The organism is Acinetobacter sp. D009, from assembly GCF_038562025.1.
Lineage (GTDB): Bacteria > Pseudomonadota > Gammaproteobacteria > Pseudomonadales > Moraxellaceae > Acinetobacter > Acinetobacter pittii.
Genome location: NZ_CP151886.1, coordinates 3,617,741 through 3,637,040, shown reverse-complemented (window position 1 = coordinate 3,637,040; position 19,300 = coordinate 3,617,741). Strand labels below are relative to the sequence as shown.

The 19,300-nt window shown below is 40.9% G+C and carries 13 protein-coding genes, 2 tRNA genes, 3 rRNA genes and 1 pseudogene; 14 read left to right on the top strand and 5 right to left on the bottom strand.

Features of this window, described 5'->3' with window-relative positions:
• Positions 1-43 precede the first annotated feature (43 nt).
• From AAC388_RS17350 to AAC388_RS17340, 3 genes are all read left to right on the top strand, one after another.
• Complete coding sequence (locus AAC388_RS17350) at positions 44-469, top strand: DUF2946 family protein (protein ID WP_002114087.1); 426 nt, start codon at positions 44-46, stop codon at positions 467-469.
• A gap of 72 nt (positions 470-541) precedes the next feature.
• Complete coding sequence (locus tag AAC388_RS17345) at positions 542-2,656, top strand: TonB-dependent copper receptor (RefSeq protein ID WP_342370984.1); 2,115 nt, start codon at positions 542-544, stop codon at positions 2,654-2,656.
• 49 nt (positions 2,657-2,705) lie between these two features.
• On the top strand, positions 2,706-2,912 hold the full coding sequence (locus AAC388_RS17340; protein ID WP_039766350.1) for a hypothetical protein: 207 nt from the start codon (positions 2,706-2,708) through the stop codon (positions 2,910-2,912).
• 67 nt (positions 2,913-2,979) lie between these two features.
• Here the strand turns inward: AAC388_RS17340 and AAC388_RS17335 are convergent, their stop codons facing one another.
• Entirely contained in the window at positions 2,980-4,194 is a 1,215-nt protein-coding gene (locus AAC388_RS17335; RefSeq protein ID WP_320539507.1) for an oxygenase MpaB family protein, read from the bottom strand.
• Positions 4,195-4,281: 87 nt separating this feature from the next.
• Here AAC388_RS17335 and AAC388_RS17330 point away from each other — a divergent pair.
• The 8 genes and pseudogenes from AAC388_RS17330 to cysK all read left to right on the top strand — a co-directional run bounded on the left by AAC388_RS17330 (position 4,282) and on the right by cysK (position 12,504).
• Positions 4,282-4,852: pseudogene (locus AAC388_RS17330) on the top strand (TetR/AcrR family transcriptional regulator).
• 519 nt (positions 4,853-5,371) lie between these two features.
• A 16S ribosomal RNA gene (locus AAC388_RS17325) occupies positions 5,372-6,910 on the top strand.
• Between the two features lie 59 nt (positions 6,911-6,969).
• Positions 6,970-7,046, top strand: a tRNA-Ile gene (locus AAC388_RS17320).
• Between the two features lie 54 nt (positions 7,047-7,100).
• Positions 7,101-7,176 (top strand) — tRNA-Ala (locus tag AAC388_RS17315).
• A 352-nt stretch (positions 7,177-7,528) separates the two neighbouring features.
• A 23S ribosomal RNA gene (locus AAC388_RS17310) occupies positions 7,529-10,420 on the top strand.
• 186 nt (positions 10,421-10,606) lie between these two features.
• Positions 10,607-10,721: ribosomal RNA gene (gene rrf, locus AAC388_RS17305) — 5S ribosomal RNA — on the top strand.
• Together the 16S, 23S and 5S rRNA genes with 2 tRNA genes alongside form the textbook arrangement of a ribosomal RNA operon.
• Before the next feature lie 183 nt (positions 10,722-10,904).
• Positions 10,905-11,348 (top strand): nuclear transport factor 2 family protein, encoded by a 444-nt coding sequence (locus AAC388_RS17300; RefSeq protein ID WP_342370983.1) that lies wholly within the window; start codon positions 10,905-10,907, stop codon positions 11,346-11,348.
• A 157-nt stretch (positions 11,349-11,505) separates the two neighbouring features.
• Positions 11,506-12,504 (top strand): cysteine synthase A, encoded by a 999-nt coding sequence (gene cysK / locus AAC388_RS17295; protein WP_342370982.1) that lies wholly within the window; start codon positions 11,506-11,508, stop codon positions 12,502-12,504.
• Between the two features lie 55 nt (positions 12,505-12,559).
• Here the strand turns inward: cysK and AAC388_RS17290 are convergent, their stop codons facing one another.
• From AAC388_RS17290 to AAC388_RS17275, 4 genes are all read right to left on the bottom strand, one after another.
• Positions 12,560-13,168, bottom strand: a complete 609-nt coding sequence (locus tag AAC388_RS17290) for a transglycosylase SLT domain-containing protein (protein ID WP_014208138.1) — start codon at positions 13,166-13,168, stop codon at positions 12,560-12,562.
• Between the two features lie 280 nt (positions 13,169-13,448).
• A complete protein-coding gene (locus AAC388_RS17285; RefSeq protein ID WP_005065652.1) occupies positions 13,449-13,682 on the bottom strand; it encodes a DUF2798 domain-containing protein in 234 nt (77 codons plus the stop codon).
• A gap of 4 nt (positions 13,683-13,686) precedes the next feature.
• A complete protein-coding gene (locus AAC388_RS17280; protein ID WP_199114195.1) occupies positions 13,687-14,253 on the bottom strand; it encodes a flavodoxin family protein in 567 nt (188 codons plus the stop codon).
• An 18-nt stretch (positions 14,254-14,271) separates the two neighbouring features.
• Positions 14,272-14,757: a DUF2938 domain-containing protein gene (locus AAC388_RS17275; RefSeq protein ID WP_342370981.1), complete on the bottom strand. Its 486-nt coding sequence runs from the start codon at positions 14,755-14,757 to the stop codon at positions 14,272-14,274.
• Positions 14,758-14,838: 81 nt separating this feature from the next.
• Between AAC388_RS17275 and AAC388_RS17270 the strand changes: the two genes are divergently transcribed.
• The 3 genes from AAC388_RS17270 to AAC388_RS17260 all read left to right on the top strand — a co-directional run bounded on the left by AAC388_RS17270 (position 14,839) and on the right by AAC388_RS17260 (position 19,241).
• The gene (locus AAC388_RS17270; protein ID WP_342370980.1) at positions 14,839-15,243 is read left to right on the top strand and encodes a helix-turn-helix domain-containing protein; all 405 of its coding nucleotides are present in this window, start codon (positions 14,839-14,841) and stop codon (positions 15,241-15,243) included.
• A gap of 147 nt (positions 15,244-15,390) precedes the next feature.
• Entirely contained in the window at positions 15,391-16,650 is a 1,260-nt protein-coding gene (locus tag AAC388_RS17265) for an esterase-like activity of phytase family protein (RefSeq protein ID WP_342370979.1), read from the top strand.
• 212 nt (positions 16,651-16,862) lie between these two features.
• Positions 16,863-19,241: a YgiQ family radical SAM protein gene (locus AAC388_RS17260; RefSeq protein WP_033851277.1), complete on the top strand. Its 2,379-nt coding sequence runs from the start codon at positions 16,863-16,865 to the stop codon at positions 19,239-19,241.
• Positions 19,242-19,300: the final 59 nt, after the last annotated feature.

Sequence of the window (19,300 nt, the reverse complement as noted above, 5' to 3'; positions counted from 1 at the left end):
AAATTTCTATTCTTGAAACATTAATGTAGTGTGGATGTGATTTTTGGTTTTTCGTAGTGGTTTACTGCTTGCATGTGCAGCAGTATTTTTACAGGTCGCGGTATTTCTACAGCCGCTATTACCGAAGCAGTATCAAATTGCTCCGGTCTGTGAAACTATTACCCTCGCTTTGCTTAAACCTAAAGCACAGATGGAAACCATGTCACATGCCATGCATTCACATCATGAACATCATATTGAACAGGCACAAGCCTCTGGGCAACATGATCATCATGATGCAAATCACCAGTGTCAATATTGTACCGTCTATGCCAATCTGGTTTTGCCACCTGAATTTGGCGTAAAAGAAGTTTTAGTCCGCATACAAGTCCGCTTAGTCGCTTATCAACAAGCATTTAGACATGTCTACTTTGCACTACAGCGACTTTTTCTACTCCCGCAAGGGCGTGCACCACCTCTATTTGCATAAATAAAAGCAATTTTTTGTTGGGGTCTTAACTGGCTTCGATATCACTTTATTTATGTTTTAGAGCGTATAAAAATGCCACATTCTAAATTTTTACTACAACCTTTATGGGTTGCGATGCTTGCTGTCTCTCATTCGGGTCTAGTTTTTGCTGATTCAGAAAAAAATGATGCCGATACCCAAACGCTTCACTCATTAGCACCTATTGTTGTTACAGCACAACAAGGCAACGATGCAAATGGCTTGATTGTACATGCAGACCCGAAACAGCCAATTCAGCCAGTGCCTGCTACAGATGGGGCAGACTATCTACAAAGTATTATGGGTTTTAACTCAATACAAAGCGGTGGAACCAATGGTGATGTGACATTCCGAGGTATGTTTGGGTCACGCATCAAAATTTTGACAGATGGAACTGAGAACTTAGGTGCATGCCCAAACCGTATGGATGCACCGACCTCTTATATTTCACCAGAAAGTTATGATCGTATTTCTGTGATTAAGGGTCCGCAAACTGTTCAATATGCCAATACAGGTTCTGCTGCAACAGTCCTTTTTGAACGTCAGCCTGAGAAACTTACCTCTGAAAAACCTTATCGTGGGCAAGCAAGTGTCTTGCTAGGTTCATATGGGCGTATTGACCATAATATTGAAGCTGCAGTGGGCGATGAGAAAAAATATATCCGTTTAAATGCCAATCGTTCAGAGTCGAATAGTTATCAAGATGGTGATGGAAATACCGTGCCGTCAGCATGGAAAAAGTGGAATGCTGATGTAGCACTTGGCTTTACTCCAGATGAAAACACGTGGGTCGAACTCACTGGTGGAAAATCTGATGGTGAATCGCTTTATGCTGGACGTTCAATGGATGGATCTCAATTTGCGCGAGAAAGCTTAGGTCTGCGGTTTGAAAAGAAAAATATCACTGACGTCATTAAGAAAATTGAAGGGCAGGTGAACTATAGCTATAACGACCATATTATGGATAACTTTAGTTTGCGCACACCGCCATTAGTTGAAATGAATCATGGTGGTATGACCATGCTGATGCCGAATCCAATGGCAATGCAAGTGACACGCCGTACATTAAACTCACGTTTGGCAATGACTTCTGAATGGAACAAATGGAGTTTGATCACAGGCGTTGACTCTCAGTTTAATAAACATGGCGGTAGCATGTCATCCCCAACAATGCCTTCTATGAATATTCCATATCGTCAAGATATGCGTTTTCAATCATATGGTGCTTTTGGCGAACTGGGCTATGAATGGAACGATTTCAACAAACTGGTTACAGGTGCACGTTTAGATCGAGTCACAGTTGAAGATGAGCGCGCTGATTCTCAAGCAAAAGGCTTTAATACTAAACTTGAAAAGACTTTACCGAGTGCATTTGTGCGTTGGGAAAATCAACATCCTGAGCATGACCTAAAAAGCTATATTGGTTTAGGTTATGTAGAGCGTATGCCTGATTATTGGGAACTTTTCTCGCCTAAACATGGTAATGCGGGCTCAACCAATACTTTTAACGGTGTGAATCCTGAGAAAACATTACAGTTGGATCTGGGTTTCCAGCAACAACATGGTGCTTTAAATACATGGGCTTCTGCTTATGCTGGTGTGGTGGATGACTACATTTTAATGAGTTACCACCATCATCCAAGTATGGGAATGGATGGGCATGACATGAGCCATGATATTACTGCGGGTGCCAAGAATGTCGATGCAACCATTGCAGGTGCGGAAGCGGGTATTGGATATCAATTTACCGACCATATTCAGGCAGATTTGAGTGCGATGTATGCATGGGGTAAAAACACCACAGATGACAAACCGCTACCTCAAATTTCCCCTTTAGAAGGTCGTTTAAATATTCGCTATGTGGCTGAAAAATATAATTTAGGTCTTTTGTGGCGAGCTGTGGCTGAGCAAAACCGTGTGAGTCTACATCAAGGTAATATCGTAGGATATGACTTAAAACCAAGTAAAGGTTTCTCGACTCTTTCTCTAAACGGTAGTTACAACCTTCGTAAAGATATCGATGTCTCTGTTGGCATTGATAACGTATTAGATAAGACTTATACCGAACACTTAAATAAAGCGGGTAGTGCTGGCTTTGGATTTGCGAGCGAAGAGCAGTTTAACAATATCGGAAGAAATTACTGGGTTCGTATGAGCATGAAGTTTTAATAAGCGGTAGCGAATGAACTGAAAATATTAATTTAAAGAGAGAAATGAAATGACTGATAAATTATCACCTGAACAGTCTTGGTGGGGATGGAAGTTACTTATTGTGGCTTCTATCTTGAGTGTATTGTTTATGATTATTTTTTACTTGGCCATCAATAATGAGCCTGACTACATGCCAAGTCAAAAAAAGAAGCAGATGACGGAGTCACACGAGCAAATGAATCACGCTGAAATGCACAGTTCATCAGCTCAATAAGTTCCTTAATATTTGAAAATGGAAGTCTAATTAACGGGCTTCCATTTTTGTTTTTAAGTTTTAAAAGTTATTGATGCATACTCGCTAAGGTTTTTGCCTTACCTTGATTCTGATAAAGCGTTAAGCCAAGTTTTTGTATATTACGGCCTGATTTAGATAAAAACTTTTCAACTTTTGGTGAAAGCTTTGCACCATTATAAAGTAGTGAATTACGCACAATTAGATAATAAGCAAACCATGAGGCAGACTGCTGAGGCAATCCGAGTAGTTTCATTCTCTTCTTGCCAATAAAAAATTGGGTAAGTTCTAAATGTTGTCGATAAGCAAGCTTCTGCTGCAGAGAGCGTAAATGCAGATATTTTCTCTCAAAAGGCTCTTTGGATAAGCTTGATCCTAACTCAACACTGCTGTGATCGGAGCGAGGGTGAGCAAACTGCATCCAGTAAAGTAACCTCCAACCCTCAGATTCAGATTGAATAAGCCATTTTTCATCAATACCCATCAACCAGCCAACATAACGCCAAAAATGTAGAAAACTCTTGGCTTCTTGTTTGGTCGGCCATACACCTAAAGCTCTAATACCGAGTAAAACTACACTGCTAAAAGCCAAATTAGTCATTGCTAAATCAAATTGATTAAGTGGAATTCCCCAAACCTCACTATTCCAACGATCAGACTTTTTTAATTGTCGGCGAACGAGTGCATGAATAAAGCGAACATAAATCGTTGATGTAAAACCTGCGCTTAGACGCTCAAGTCCTTGAGCTTCAGTAATATCAACCCACCATTTAGTGGTTTCAGCTAAACGAGTACCTGCCTGTTTCTTTAATGCACCCGTTAAAATTAGCGGCTGATTAAATCCTGGATATAAATATCCCGCCATTAAGGATAAATCTCTAAGAATAAAACCATTATTTATTCCTAAACGATGAGTAAATTTAACAGCCTCATCAATTTGACGCTGATCTAACCATTCAGGCTTTTGCTCAATGTAATTAAAGAAATTTTCTAACTCAGTAGGTATACGCTCAGATAGAGTATCGCGGCCTTGAAATAATATCTTCTCAAAAATCATGCGGTGATCTTTGGGATTTTGCATAACCCAATCAATCACCTTATCCATTTCAACGTCCCCTTCACAAAGAGCACGTTGTAAAAACACATATTCTTTATAGTTTGGTTGTACAGGTTTTTCACAACAGATATTTAAAAACTGAGTAAAGAAATTACTGTCTTGCATGTCATTAAAAGAAGCAAGTCGAGTCGGGCTAATCATTTGCATATCGTTACTTACTTGTTGAACTGAATAATAAATAGGCTAATATGAATAATTATTCGCATTCAATTCACATTTAACGAATAAAAAACGATGAGAAAAGCCCCACAGCAACAGCGTTCAAAAATTATTGTTGACCATATTTTAGAGGCGACACAGCAGTGTATCGCCCAGTATGGATTACTACATACGACGACGCCTAAAATTGCAGAGAAATCTGGAGTAAGTGTTGGGTCGATTTACCAATACTTTGAAAATAAAGATCAAATCATAGAAGAACTATTGCGCCGTAAAAGCGAATTGCTGGGGCGACAACTTAAAGAATTAGTTGTGCGACAAGGAAATATTCCTTTAGACGTGCTCATCCCTTTGGCGATAGAGTTAGGATTTAATGCATTAAAAGCCGATCATGGATTTTTTATAGAAGTGTTGAAACATTGGCATGACTATAGTCATTCGCAAGCTGCTCAGATTTTAGAAAAGCATTTTTTTGAAGTAGGGCTATATACATTCAGTAGAAATCCTCATCAATGGGACTTCGAACAGGTGAAGCATAAATCCTTTGTAATTATTAATAGTACGCTTTTTACGATGATGCGTTATGTGAGTCAGAACAATTTTCTCATCTCAGAACAACAACTTAAATGCGAATTATCGAGCATGATACTGGCTTATTTAAGCCAAAAATAAAAAATTAAAATAATTATCAATATAAAACAATAACTTAATTCGTATTGTGGTTTAAAAGTGAACGCTCAAGTCATTAATTTTTAATTTTCGCTTGCAAAGGGAATGTAATGGTCTATAATGCACATCCATCGGCGGTGATGCAGATAGAAACTTGTTGAAAAACAGTTACTTGTGATTAAGTTGATTGCTTTAAGTGATGAATTTGATGGTAAGTTGGTTTTGAGAATGAGTTTTAAAAATATCGAAATTACCTGTTGACTTTTAAGAGATTAAGAGTAATATAGCCGACCTAGCTTGCTGGTGACGAACCAGGAAGAAGATCATTAAGAGAATTGAAGAACAACTTGTGTGGATTTTTACTGGTTGATTAATCGAAATAATTTTCATTGATTGATTGGTTTAAATTACTCGAAGTTTATTTGAGCGAAATTTAAGTCAGTAATTGATGAGCCAGAATTGGTACCTTGTCTTTAAATAAGGTACAAAATGATTTTAACTGAAGAGTTTGATCATGGCTCAGATTGAACAGCGGCGGCAGGCTTAACACATGCAAGTCGAGCGGAGAGAGGTAGCTTGCTACTGATCTTAGCGGCGGACGGGTGAGTAATGCTTAGGAATCTGCCTATTAGTGGGGGACAACATTTCGAAAGGAATGCTAATACCGCATACGTCCTACGGGAGAAAGCAGGGGATCTTCGGACCTTGCGCTAATAGATGAGCCTAAGTCGGATTAGCTAGTTGGTGGGGTAAAGGCCTACCAAGGCGACGATCTGTAGCGGGTCTGAGAGGATGATCCGCCACACTGGGACTGAGACACGGCCCAGACTCCTACGGGAGGCAGCAGTGGGGAATATTGGACAATGGGCGCAAGCCTGATCCGCCCATGCCGCGTGTGTGAAGAAGGCCTTATGGTTGTAAAGCACTTTAAGCGAGGAGGAGGCTACTTTAGTTAATACCTAGAGATAGTGGACGTTACTCGCAGAATAAGCACCGGCTAACTCTGTGCCAAGCAGCCGCGGTAATACAGAGGGTGCAAGCGTTAATCGGATTTACTGGGCGTAAAGCGCGCGTAGGCGGCTAATTAAGTCAAATGTGAAATCCCCGAGCTTAACTTGGGAATTGCATTCGATACTGGTTAGCTAGAGTGTGGGAGAGGATGGTAGAATTCCAGGTGTAGCGGTGAAATGCGTAGAGATCTGGAGGAATACCGATGGCGAAGGCAGCCATCTGGCCTAACACTGACGCTGAGGTGCGAAAGCATGGGGAGCAAACAGGATTAGATACCCTGGTAGTCCATGCCGTAAACGATGTCTACTAGCCGTTGGGGCCTTTGAGGCTTTAGTGGCGCAGCTAACGCGATAAGTAGACCGCCTGGGGAGTACGGTCGCAAGACTAAAACTCAAATGAATTGACGGGGGCCCGCACAAGCGGTGGAGCATGTGGTTTAATTCGATGCAACGCGAAGAACCTTACCTGGCCTTGACATAGTAAGAACTTTCCAGAGATGGATTGGTGCCTTCGGGAACTTACATACAGGTGCTGCATGGCTGTCGTCAGCTCGTGTCGTGAGATGTTGGGTTAAGTCCCGCAACGAGCGCAACCCTTTTCCTTATTTGCCGCCGAGTAATGTCGGGAACTTTAAGGATACTGCCAGTGACAAACTGGAGGAAGGCGGGGACGACGTCAAGTCATCATGGCCCTTACGGCCAGGGCTACACACGTGCTACAATGGTCGGTACAAAGGGTTGCTACCTAGCGATAGGATGCTAATCTCAAAAAGCCGATCGTAGTCCGGATTGGAGTCTGCAACTCGACTCCATGAAGTCGGAATCGCTAGTAATCGCGGATCAGAATGCCGCGGTGAATACGTTCCCGGGCCTTGTACACACCGCCCGTCACACCATGGGAGTTTGTTGCACCAGAAGTAGCTAGCCTAACTGCAAAGAGGGCGGTTACCACGGTGTGGCCGATGACTGGGGTGAAGTCGTAACAAGGTAGCCGTAGGGGAACCTGCGGTCGGATCACCTCCTTAACGAAAGATTGACGATTGGTAAGAATCCACAACAAGTTGTTCTTCATAGATGTATCTGAGGGTCTGTAGCTCAGTTGGTTAGAGCACACGCTTGATAAGCGTGGGGTCACAAGTTCAAGTCTTGTCAGACCCACCATGACTTTGACTGGTTGAAGTTATAGATAAAAGATACATGACTGATGATGTAAGTGGGGACTTAGCTTAGTTGGTAGAGCGCCTGCTTTGCACGCAGGAGGTCAGGAGTTCGACTCTCCTAGTCTCCACCAGAACTTAAGAGAAGTTCGGATTACAGAAATTAGTAAATAGAGATTTCGGTCTTGGTTTATTAACTTCTGTGATTTAAGTATCACGGTATTAAGCATGACCTGACGAAGGCGTGTTTATTCATTAACAGATTGGCAAAATTGAGTCTGAAATAAATTGTTCACTCAAGAGTTTAGATTAAGCAATTAATCTAGATGAATTGAGAACTAGCAAATTAACTGAATCAAGCGTTTTGGTATATGAATTTAGATTGAAGCTGTACAGTGTTTAAGTACACAGACAACAGATAGTAGCGATGAAGAATCGCACGGACAACACTCACTTGTAGGTGTTGACGACTGTTTGGGGTTGTATAGTCAAGTAATTAAGTGCATGTGGTGGATGCCTTGGCAGTCAGAGGCGATGAAAGACGTGATAGCCTGCGAAAAGCTCCGGGGAGGCGGCAAATATCCTTTGATCCGGAGATTTCTGAATGGGGGAACCCACCTACTTTAAGGTAGGTATTGCAACATGAATACATAGTGTTGCAAGGCGAACGAGGGGAAGTGAAACATCTCAGTACCCTTAGGAAAAGAAATCAATTGAGATTCCCTCAGTAGCGGCGAGCGAACGGGGATCAGCCCATTAAGTTATGTGTGTTTTAGTGGAACGCTCTGGGAAGTGCGAACGTAGAGGGTGATATTCCCGTACACGAAAGGGCACACATAATGATGACGAGTAGGGCGAGGCACGTGAAACCTTGTCTGAATATGGGGGGACCATCCTCCAAGGCTAAATACTCCTGACTGACCGATAGTGAACCAGTACCGTGAGGGAAAGGCGAAAAGAACCCCTGTGAGGGGAGTGAAATAGATCCTGAAACCGCATGCATACAAGCAGTGGGAGCACCTTCGTGGTGTGACTGCGTACCTTTTGTATAATGGGTCAGCGACTTATATTCAGTAGCGAGGTTAACCGTATAGGGGAGCCGTAGAGAAATCGAGTCTTAATAGGGCGTTTAGTTCCGGGTATAGACCCGAAACCAGGCGATCTATCCATGAGCAGGTTGAAGGTTGGGTAACACTAACTGGAGGACCGAACCCACTGTCGTTGAAAAGCCAGGGGATGACTTGTGGATAGGGGTGAAAGGCTAATCAAGCCTGGTGATAGTCTGGTTCTCCCCGAAAGCTATTTAGGTAGCGCCTCGGACGAATACCATAGGGGGTAGAGCACTGTTTCGGCTAGGGGGTCATCCCGACTTACCAAACCGATGCAAACTCCGAATACCTATGAGTACTATCCGGGAGACAGACTGCGGGTGCTAACGTCCGTAGTCAAGAGGAAAACAATCCAGACCGCCGCCTAAGGCCCCAAAATCATAGTTAAGTGGGAAACGATGTGGGAAGGCATAGACAGCTAGGAGGTTGGCTTAGAAGCAGCCACCCTTTAAAGAAAGCGTAATAGCTCACTAGTCGAGTCGGCCTGCGCGGAAGATGTAACGGGGCTAAAACTATGTGCCGAAGCTGCGGATTTGACATTAGTCAAGTGGTAGGGGAGCGTTCTGTAAGCCGATGAAGGTGTATTGAGAAGTATCTTTGGAGGTATCAGAAGTGCGAATGCTGACGTGAGTAACGACAAAACGGGTGAAAAACCCGTTCGCCGAAAGACCAAGGGTTCCAGTCCAACGTTAATCGGGGTCGGGTGAGTCGACCCCTAAGGCGAGGCCGAAAGGCGTAGTCGATGGGAAATTGGTTAATATTCCAATACTTCTGTGTAATGCGATGAGAGGACGGAGAAGGTTAAGTCAGCCTGGCGTTGGTTGTCCAGGTGGAAGGATGTAGGTATGTATCTTAGGCAAATCCGGGGTACTCTATACTGAGATCCGATAGCAAGCTGTACTTGTACAGTGAAGTGGCTGATACCATGCTTCCAGGAAAAGTCTCTAAGCTTCAGTTACACAGGAATCGTACCCGAAACCGACACAGGTGGTCAGGTCGAGTAGACCAAGGCGCTTGAGAGAACTCTGCTGAAGGAACTAGGCAAAATGGTACCGTAACTTCGGGAGAAGGTACGCTGTTGTTGGTGATGGAACTTGCTTCCTGAGCTGACGACAGCCGCAGAAACCAGGCCGCTGCAACTGTTTATTAAAAACATAGCACTCTGCAAACACGAAAGTGGACGTATAGGGTGTGATGCCTGCCCGGTCTTTGGAAGGTTAATTGATGGGGTTAGCGTAAGCGAAGCTCTTGATCGAAGCCCCAGTAAACGGCGGCCGTAACTATAACGGTCCTAAGGTAGCGAAATTCCTTGTCGGGTAAGTTCCGACCTGCACGAATGGCATAATGATGGCGGCGCTGTCTCCAAGAGAGGCTCAGTGAAATCGAAATCGCTGTGAAGATGCAGTGTACCCGCGGCTAGACGGAAAGACCCCGTGAACCTTTACTGCAGCTTGACACTGAACTTTGACCTTACTTGTGTAGGATAGGTGGGAGGCTTTGAAGTTGGAACGCTAGTTCCAATGGAGCCGTCCTTGAAATACCACCCTGGTAATGTTGAGGTTCTAACTCTGTCCCGTTATCCGGGACGAGGACCGTGTCTGGTGGGTAGTTTGACTGGGGCGGTCTCCTCCTAAAGAGTAACGGAGGAGTACGAAGGTGCGCTCAGCGTGGTCGGAAATCACGCGTAGAGTATAAAGGCAAAAGCGCGCTTAACTGCGAGACCCACAAGTCGAGCAGGTACGAAAGTAGGTCTTAGTGATCCGGTGGTTCTGTATGGAAGGGCCATCGCTCAACGGATAAAAGGTACTCTGGGGATAACAGGCTGATACCGCCCAAGAGTTCATATCGACGGCGGTGTTTGGCACCTCGATGTCGGCTCATCTCATCCTGGGGCTGAAGCAGGTCCCAAGGGTATGGCTGTTCGCCATTTAAAGAGGTACGCGCGGGTTTTGTTTAGAACGTCGTGAGACAGTTCGGTCCCTATCTACCGTGGGCGGAAATTTGAGAGGATCTGCTCCTAGTACGAGAGGACCAGAGTGGACGAACCTCTGGTGTACCGGTTGTGACGCCAGTCGCATCGCCGGGTAGCTATGTTCGGAAGGGATAACCGCTGAAAGCATCTAAGCGGGAAGCCTACCTCAAGATAAGATTTCCCTAGGAATTTATTCCTCTAAAGAGCCGTTCGAGACTAGGACGTTGATAGGTTGGATGTGGAAGCATAGTGATATGTGAAGCTGACCAATACTAATTGCTCGTGAGGCTTGACTATACAACACCCAAGCAGTTGTATATGAAGCATCAATCGATTCATAAACATGCAAAGCAACTTGATTTAGTTAAACACTTAGCTAAAATGAACAACGAAAAATCAGACCAATCAGCCCATCTGTAAAGATTTGGAAAACGCAACGTATCACACAGTGAATAAAACGAAGCAAGTATCCATACCAGTTGTGCTGGCGACCATAGCAAGAGTGAACCACCTGATCCCTTCCCGAACTCAGAAGTGAAACCTCTTAGCGCTGATGGTAGTGTGGGGTTACCCATGTGAGAGTAAGTCATCGCCAGCTCATTATTCTAAACACCCCCATTCTAATGAATGGGGGTGTTTTTTTATTAGGGGAAAAATAAATTAAAAATCTAAATAAGCATGCTGATCCTATATAGTATTTTAATCTAAAAGATGAAAAAATAAGCAAAATATGAAGAAATAATATCTTAATTTCTTTTTGTAATTTGAATTTAGGTATTTTATGAGAATAATAGCCTTTTTATTTGCTTGTTTAGCTTTGAATAGTTATCCAGCTGAATATATCGATGAACAATTGGTTTTAAATCTTTTAGAAAAAGAAAAACAGTCAGTTCAAAACAAGGAAATAATGAATTTTATGGAGTTGTTGTCAGAAGATTTTTCGGGTGCAAAGAAGGATGGTACTTCTCTTACTAAGGAGGGTTATAAAGAGGGAGTAATTATAACTTTTATGAATGCTTCCAAAATTCTCCATAATGCTAAGATCAAGTCTCTTTATATATCTGAAAATAAGCAGTCAGCAGAAGTAGTGTTAGAAAGTGAAACTAAGTTTTTGTTAGAAAGAGGAAATTATAAAGAAGTAGTTACAAGTAATAGCGTAACGAAATCTACATTAATATTGGAAAATGGTACATTAAAATATAAAAATTCTAGTTATATCAAATAATTAATTACAGATACTTTTATGTAGATAAAAAATAATTATTTATACTTAATTAACTTAATAAGTATAAATTTTTCTATACTTTATGTTTACTACTTTTCTGTTTATTTGACAGGTCTATAATGATGCAGAAGCATTCCAAATTTAATAAGGATATAACATGTCTAGCGATCAACAATTCCCAACAACCAATAATTTAGGTATCGCAGTTTATTCAAATAATGCAGAAGCTATTGGTAATACTCCTTTAGTTCGTATCAACCGTTTAATTAAAACTGGTGCAACTGTATTAGCGAAAGTAGAAAGTCGTAATCCTGCCTTTTCTGTGAAATGCCGTATTGGGGCTGCACTTATTGCAGATGCAGAAAAAAGAGGTGTGTTGAAAGAAGGTATGCATATTGTTGAACCAACTAGTGGTAATACAGGGATTGCATTGGCTTTTGTTGCGGCAGCGAAGGGTTATGCAATTACTTTGACTATGCCAGCCAGCATGAGTCTTGAACGTAGAAAAGTATTAAAAGCTTTAGGTGCTAATTTAGTTCTAACCGAACCGGCGAAAGGGATGAAAGGTGCGGTTGATGAAGCGGTACGATTAGCAACTGAGCATCCAGATGTTTATTTTTTACCTCAACAATTCGAAAACCCAGCCAATCCACAAATTCATGTGGACACAACTGGCCCAGAAATTTGGCAAGCAACAGGTGGTCAGGTTGATATTTTAGTTGCTGGCGTAGGTACTGGAGGTACGATAACGGGTATTTCTCGTTATTTTGAACAGGTTCAAAATAAGCCATTGTACTCAGTAGCAGTTGAACCTGCTGAGTCTCCAATTATTACTCAAACTAAAAATGGTGAAAGTATTACGCCTGCACCTCATAAAATTCAGGGGATTGGTGCAAACTTTATTCCAAAAAATCTTGATTTAGATTTGGTTGATGAAGTCTTACCAGTGAGTAGTGAAGAAGCAATTCAATGGGCGAGAAACTGTGCAACTCAAGAAGGTATTTTGGTAGGTATCTCAAGTGGAGCTGCCTTGGCTGCTGCAGCTAAAATTGCAGAACGTCGTGAAAATGCTGGTAAAACAATAGTTGTTATTCTTCCTGATAGCGGAGAACGTTATTTATCTTCTGTTTTATTTGAAGGTTTATTTGACGAATAAAATTAACTATGTAAAAAAGCCCATTAATAGATGGGCTTTTTTATTTGATCTGAATTTATAATGCACTTTTTAAAGTTTTCTGATGACGTTTCACAGATCGAGCATATTTTTTTGCTTTGTGTCGTGTCCAGAAGCTTCGCTCATATCCAGTCGGTCCCACATTATAATAAGCTGTTGCTTTGAACCAACTATCAGCTGACTGATAATAGTGATTTAAGATATAAGCCCCACATTGGATATTAGTAGTTTCATCATACAAATTCCCAGCACAAGTTTGTTGCCAATAACTCGGAATAATTTGAGTTAAACCGACAGCACCAGTAGGAGAGCGAGCATTACTATTGTAACTAGACTCTTGCCTGATGACTGCTGCGAGTAAAAGAGGGGGGACATTATATTGGTCAGCACTTTGAATAATCATTGGAGATAGCCGATTGGCTGTACTCGCTGGAACAGAATAAGCTTTTTGTAAGCCAGACGAGAGTTTATTGGAGCGCCAAGAAAATGAGCCACTGTTAGGTCCTAAGCTTGTACACCCTGTCATTATTGTCATCAATGCAATAATAAAAAATTTGAGGCTAAGGCGGTGTAATTCTGATGGTTCAAAATGATCTTGAGCTAAAGATGAGGTAAGCAAAATACAAAACCAATAATCAAATTTCAAATGAAATGATGGTATTCAGCCGTACTTATCGGATCAATATAAGTTCTGTTGCTCAGCACATCTATAAAGTAAGAATTTTGTATAATTGAAATGAAAAAACCCCGACATCCTGTCGAGGTTTCTTCGTATTCAGCTTTATGTAGCTAACTCCTGTCAACTACCGCTTCCTGCGTTCTTATTCTTCTTCAATGAGACATCCTGTCTCTCTATGGTTTATATACTATGAAAAAATACTAAAGCTGAATATCCGCAAATCACCGCAAGTTCTGTACGTTTTAACTTACAGTCGTTTTTTTTCAACTTTCTTAGATATGATGTCGACTAATTTCTGGGCTATAGGAGCACAAATCAATACACTTGGGAAAGCTAATATCCATGCAATGATCCAAGCCGATAACCATAATGAAACGAAGTGATGATTTAGCCCTACAGCCTTGAAAGTTGAAATACCTGAAACTATAAAAGACATCATTCCTGATAAAATTAAGAGGAATAAAAGTTTCTGTGCTTTCATGGTCTTATATTCCTTGATAAGCACTTAAGGTTAATGCAAAATTTTCTCCAAATTGTTGAGCAGTTTTAATATCTCCTTCCTCAAACCCATCGGCATTACTGCCATGTTCAGCCTGAGCCATTAAACCTGACCATGAGCCGAGTCGGTTAGCTGCTTGTGTATAGGCAACACCTTGATGTTGTTCTGGTAGAATTGGGTTACCTACCCATAACATGCCATGTTGCATACAAAAGGTAAAAATTGAAATTAGTGTGGATTGTTTATCACCAGCAGGTAGAGATGAAACGGTAAATCCAGCCGCTAATTTTCCTTTAAAACTTTGTTTTTTCCATAATGGACCAGTTGCATCCATGAGTTGTTTTAACTTGGAAGATACACCACCTAAATAAGTGGGGGAGCCCCAAATTAAGCCGTCATATTGGATGAGAATTTCTGGGCTGTTGATAATATCTTCAGTATTGAGTAAATCTGCTTTCATATTTTTATGGCTCAAAATACCAGTTTGAATTTGCTGAGCAATAAATTGCGTATGACCTTGGCGGCTATGGTAAATGATGGCAACAGTCTTCATGAGCAGTCTCCTTTTTATTTAAATTTGAAATAGTTTTGCAGTGAGATATAAGCCACAACCAAAAACACTATGGTTCATTAAACTTTTTAGACAGTTCAAAAAAGGATGGGGTGTTTTTGATGAAGCAAAGCCACTACCCATCGCAGGTTGCATAATAAAAAATGGAATGAGGACGGTGACTACACCAAACATTAGTGCTGAATAAAAATGAGGTTGGCTAAGCCAAGTTGAACCAATAATGAAAAGAAAACTCAATGCAAAGATAATCCCAACACTATAGTGAGCAATCCAACCCAATAAATATTCACCCTTAATTTGTGGGCTTTTTGCAATAGATTGATGGATGAGTTTCCCTTGAAATATCCAACCAACCCAGCGGCCGAGGAAGGCAAAATTTAAGGTCGGAATTTTGAACATCTTTAATATTAATAGCCATATATCCATAACGACGGTTGCACCAATACCAAGACATAAAGCTTGAAAGAACAACGTAGAGGTATTCATTTTTACACCTTGCTTTTATACGTATGAAACGTGATAAATTTATTGTGCAAGTTCAAGTTCACTTGAAGTCAAGAGGCTATTATGGATATCGGTGAAGTTGCTAAAAAGGCAAAAGTCACAACTGCAACGCTACGCTTTTATGAAGAGAAGGGGCTAATTAAGTCGATTGGGCGGCAAGGCTTACGTCGACAATATGGCAAGCAGGTCATTGATCAATTGGCATTAATCTCTTTAGGTCGTGCTGCGGGTTTTTCTTTAAATGAGATTGCTGCAATGTTTGGACAAGATGGTAAGCCTGAACTTGATCGGCAAAAATTAAAAGATAAAGCTGAACAGTTGGAGCAAATGGCAAAACAATTGCATTTTATCAGCCAAGGATTAGAACATGCTGCTGTATGTCCTGCCGAAAATCATATGGAATGTCCAACTTTCCAAAAATTTTTAAAAGCAGCAATTGCTGGAGAATATCAGCCAACGAAACTTTAATTCGTTTTGATGAAGTTATTTAGTTTGTGTTTGTATTGCACAGTTGGGTTTGTCATATTTTCGCCATAAAGATTTCATCTTTTTGAAGTAAAAACTTCATATAAGCTTGATTAAATTTGCTTAATTTTTTACCAACTGTATAAAACCATGAGCAAAAAAACATTAGCGGCATTATTATGCTGTGCCAGTTTAGGATTGGCGGCATGTAATGATGATAACGACCAAGAACAAACTTCACCTACTGAAAATGTTACCGAACCAACCTTAATTTCTTTTGCTAAGTTACCTGTAGAAACTTATGCTGCTGGTCCAGACTCTGGCGCATATGTGAAAGGTGCAAATGGAATTTATCCTCCATTTAAAGGTCAACCTGTACAAGGCTTTTCTGCTGCATTAAAAAATGAAGATGGCAGTTATATGGCAATGGCCGATAACGGTTTTGGCACTCAAGATAATTCATCAGACTTTTTACTTCGTATTTATAAAATAAAGCCTGATTTCAAAACTAAAACTAAAGGCACCGGTCAAGTTACTGTACAAAGTTTTATCCAATTGCGTGATCCGAATAAATTAATTCCATTTAATATCATCAATGGTAATACACATGAGCGTTTATTAACGGGCGCTGATTTTGATCCAGAGTCAATGCAACGCACTAGTGATGGGACTTACTGGATTGGAGATGAATTTGGTCCATATTTACTCCATTTCTCAGCAGATGGTGTACTTTTAGACGCTCCTATTCCTTTACCAAATCCATTAAATCCAACTCAAGAATTACGTTCACCACAAAATCAATTTAATAAAGCACAAATTAATTTTGTGGAACCTCTTGTTCAACAAAGTGGCGGTTTTGAAGGAATGGCGATTTCGCCAGATGGGCAGTATCTTTACCCTCTTATAGAAAAGCCAATTAAATCAATTCGGGAAACAGAAAGACAGTTGCTGATTTCCCAATTCGATATTAAGAAAAAAGCGTATACAGGAAAATATTATTGGTTCCAGTTAGACAGTAAAGCTACCAATATTGGTGATTTCCAACTCTTTAATAATAATGAGGGTATTATTATTGAACGTGATGCCACGCAGAATAATTTAGGTGGTTATAAAAAATTAATTCGTATTAAATTAAATGAGTCAGGCCAGCTAGTCGGCCGTGAAGATTTGATTGATTTAATTAAAATTGCTAACCCGAATATGTTGTATGGCATAGCTAGAGAGGGTGATATTGGTACGGGACAGGTTTTTGCTTTCCCATTTGAAACCATTGAAGATGTAATTATTGAAAACGGTACAACGTTGACGGTTTTCAATGATAATAACTTCCCTGGTTCGACAGGACGTAACGCAAAACTGGCTGACGATAACGAGATTATTCAAATTCGTTTGCCAAAAGCTTTGTTCTAAGCTTTATAAATAAAAATTAAAACTGCGGCGGATTTTGGTCCGCCGTATTTATTACAAGAATAAAATATTGAATAAACTTTAATCAAATTAATTTCTATATTGTTGTTTTCGCATGTTTTATAAACAGGGAAAATGAATGAAATTCATGTTAAAATGATCGGCTTTCATCTTTAGATGTCTCTCCTTCATCTGCTAGCCGAGATTCGCAAGCCATGTCTACTGCCTACACCATGCAAACTGCGCCCAAAGCGCTGTTTGATTACGACAAATATTGGGCGTCGTGTTTTGAACCCGCACCATTTTTGCCGATGTCACGAGAAGAAATGGATCAACTCGGCTGGGATGCGTGTGACTTTATTTTAGTCTGTGGTGATGCTTATATTGACCATCCATCATTTGTATCAGGTGTGATTGGACGTGTGCTTGAGGCACAAGGTTTCCGTGTCGGAATTATTGCGCAGCCAGACTGGACCAATGTTGAAAGCTTCCGAGTTTTAGGTAAGCCAACAATTGCTTGGGGTGTAACCGCAGGTAATATGGATTCGATGATTAACCGTTATACGGCAGATCGTAAAATCCGTTCGGATGATGCATATTCTCCAAATAATGAACCAAATAAACGTCCAGACCGCGCAGCAACAGTTTATTGCCAACGTTGTCGAGAAGCATTCCCTGATGTACCTGTGTTATTAGGTGGTATTGAAGGCAGTTTACGCCGTATCGCACACTACGATTATTGGTCAGATAAAGTCCGTCGTTCGATTTTGATGGACTCAAAAGCTGATTTGCTGATGTATGGTAATGGTGAGCGTGCCATTATTGATGTAATGCATCGTTTGGCTAAAGGTGAGAAAATCCACGAGATTACAGATGTTCGTGGTACGGCATTTATTATTAATAAACATAACAAAGCATCAAAAGCAAAGTTTGTTGAAGTTGCGAGTAATGATGTAGATACGGTTGGGCGTGTTGATCCAATTATTAACCCATATGTCATGACAGAAGATATTGATGGCTGTGAGGTTGAAAAAGAAAAGGGTAACTCTTTAGCTCAGTATCAAAATTTCCAAAAAGAGATTGTTGCAAATCCGATTGTGCGTGAAGGCGACAAACTCGATGATGACACTCAAATCGTTCAATTAAAGCCGGCACCGTCAAAAGCAATTAAACATAAATTACCACCACGAGAGTTGGCGGTTATTCGTTTGCCTTCTTTTGAAGAAGTGGCAAATGATCAAGTGCTTTATGCGCATGCAAACCGTATTTTGCACCTTGAAACCAACCCCGGTAATGCTCGTGCACTCGTTCAACGCCATGGTGAACGAGATGTGTGGATTAATCCACCTCCAATTCCTCTAACTACAGAAGAAATGGACTATGTGTTTGATCTTCCATATGCACGTTTGCCACATCCTACTTATGGTGATGCGCGTTTCCCTGCATTTGATATGATCAAATTCTCGGTCAACATTATGCGTGGCTGTTTTGGTGGTTGTACATTCTGTTCAATTACAGAACATGAAGGGCGTATTATTCAAAACCGTTCGGAAGATTCGATCTTACGTGAGATTGAAAAAATTCGTGATACGGCACCAAACTTCACTGGTATTATTTCAGACTTAGGTGGTCCAACGGCAAACATGTACCGTTTGCACTGTAAAGACCCAGAAATTGAAAAGAACTGTCGTAAACCTTCTTGTGTATATCCAGGTGTTTGTCAAAACTTACATACCGATCACGCGCCATTAGTGCAGCTTTATCGTAAAGCCCGCGCTATTAAAGGTGTGAAGAAGATTCTGATTGGGTCAGGTCTGCGCTATGACCTTGCTGTACTCAACCCTGAATATGTCAAAGAGCTGGTACAGCACCATGTTGGCGGTTATTTAAAAATTGCACCAGAGCATACTGAACAAGGCCCGTTATCTAAAATGATGAAACCGGGTATTGGTACGTATGATCGTTTCAAACAAATGTTTGACCGTTTCAGTAAAGAAGCAGGAAAAGAGCAATATTTAATTCCTTACTTTATTGCTGCGCATCCGGGTACTTCAGATTATGACATGATGCACCTTGCAATTTGGTTGAAAAAGAATGGTTTCCGTGCCGATCAGGTACAGACTTTCTATCCATCGCCAATGGCAACTGCAACAACCATGTATTATTCAGGGAAAAACCCACTTGCTAAAGTAGCTCGCTATACTGAAAAGGTTGATATTGTAAAAGGTGAAAAACGCCGTCGTCTGCATAAAGCATTCTTGCGTTATCATGATCCAAACAACTGGCCATTACTTCGTGAAGCCTTAAAAGAGATGGGTCGCGCAGATTTAATTGGTAATTCGAAGCAGCATTTAATTCCGACTTATCAGCCAAAAGGCACAGAAGGGGAATATAAGTCTGCTCGTAAGAAAAATTCGTCTACAGCAGGTGATTCGGTTAAACGAAATAATCAGCAAACGAATAATCATTCGAATCAGAAGCGTCCACAAAAAGGACAGGTTCTAACGCAACATAATGGTTTGCCTCCTCGTGAAACTGGAGAAAAAAGACCGTTTGATGGGAAAAGCAAACCTAAATCTAAAGTTCGTGGATAATGATAAAACAGGCTCTTAAATAGAGCCTGTTTTGTTTTTTATGGCTCTATTTAAATCGT

What these genes read in the sequence shown, in the direction of transcription:
- AAC388_RS17345 (WP_342370984.1), top strand. Translation starts at nt 542, where the DNA reads ATGCCACATTCTAAATTTTTACTACAACCTTTATGGGTTGCGATGCTT.
- AAC388_RS17340 (WP_039766350.1), top strand. Translation starts at nt 2,706, where the DNA reads ATGACTGATAAATTATCACCTGAACAGTCTTGGTGGGGATGGAAGTTA.
- AAC388_RS17335 (WP_320539507.1), bottom strand. Translation starts at nt 4,194, where the DNA reads ATGCAAATGATTAGCCCGACTCGACTTGCTTCTTTTAATGACATGCAA.
- AAC388_RS17300 (WP_342370983.1), top strand. Translation starts at nt 10,905, where the DNA reads ATGAGAATAATAGCCTTTTTATTTGCTTGTTTAGCTTTGAATAGTTAT.
- cysK (WP_342370982.1), top strand. Translation starts at nt 11,506, where the DNA reads ATGTCTAGCGATCAACAATTCCCAACAACCAATAATTTAGGTATCGCA.
- AAC388_RS17285 (WP_005065652.1), bottom strand. Translation starts at nt 13,682, where the DNA reads ATGAAAGCACAGAAACTTTTATTCCTCTTAATTTTATCAGGAATGATG.
- AAC388_RS17280 (WP_199114195.1), bottom strand. Translation starts at nt 14,253, where the DNA reads ATGAAGACTGTTGCCATCATTTACCATAGCCGCCAAGGTCATACGCAA.
- AAC388_RS17275 (WP_342370981.1), bottom strand. Translation starts at nt 14,757, where the DNA reads ATGAATACCTCTACGTTGTTCTTTCAAGCTTTATGTCTTGGTATTGGT.
- AAC388_RS17270 (WP_342370980.1), top strand. Translation starts at nt 14,839, where the DNA reads ATGGATATCGGTGAAGTTGCTAAAAAGGCAAAAGTCACAACTGCAACG.
- AAC388_RS17265 (WP_342370979.1), top strand. Translation starts at nt 15,391, where the DNA reads ATGAGCAAAAAAACATTAGCGGCATTATTATGCTGTGCCAGTTTAGGA.
- AAC388_RS17260 (WP_033851277.1), top strand. Translation starts at nt 16,863, where the DNA reads ATGTCTACTGCCTACACCATGCAAACTGCGCCCAAAGCGCTGTTTGAT.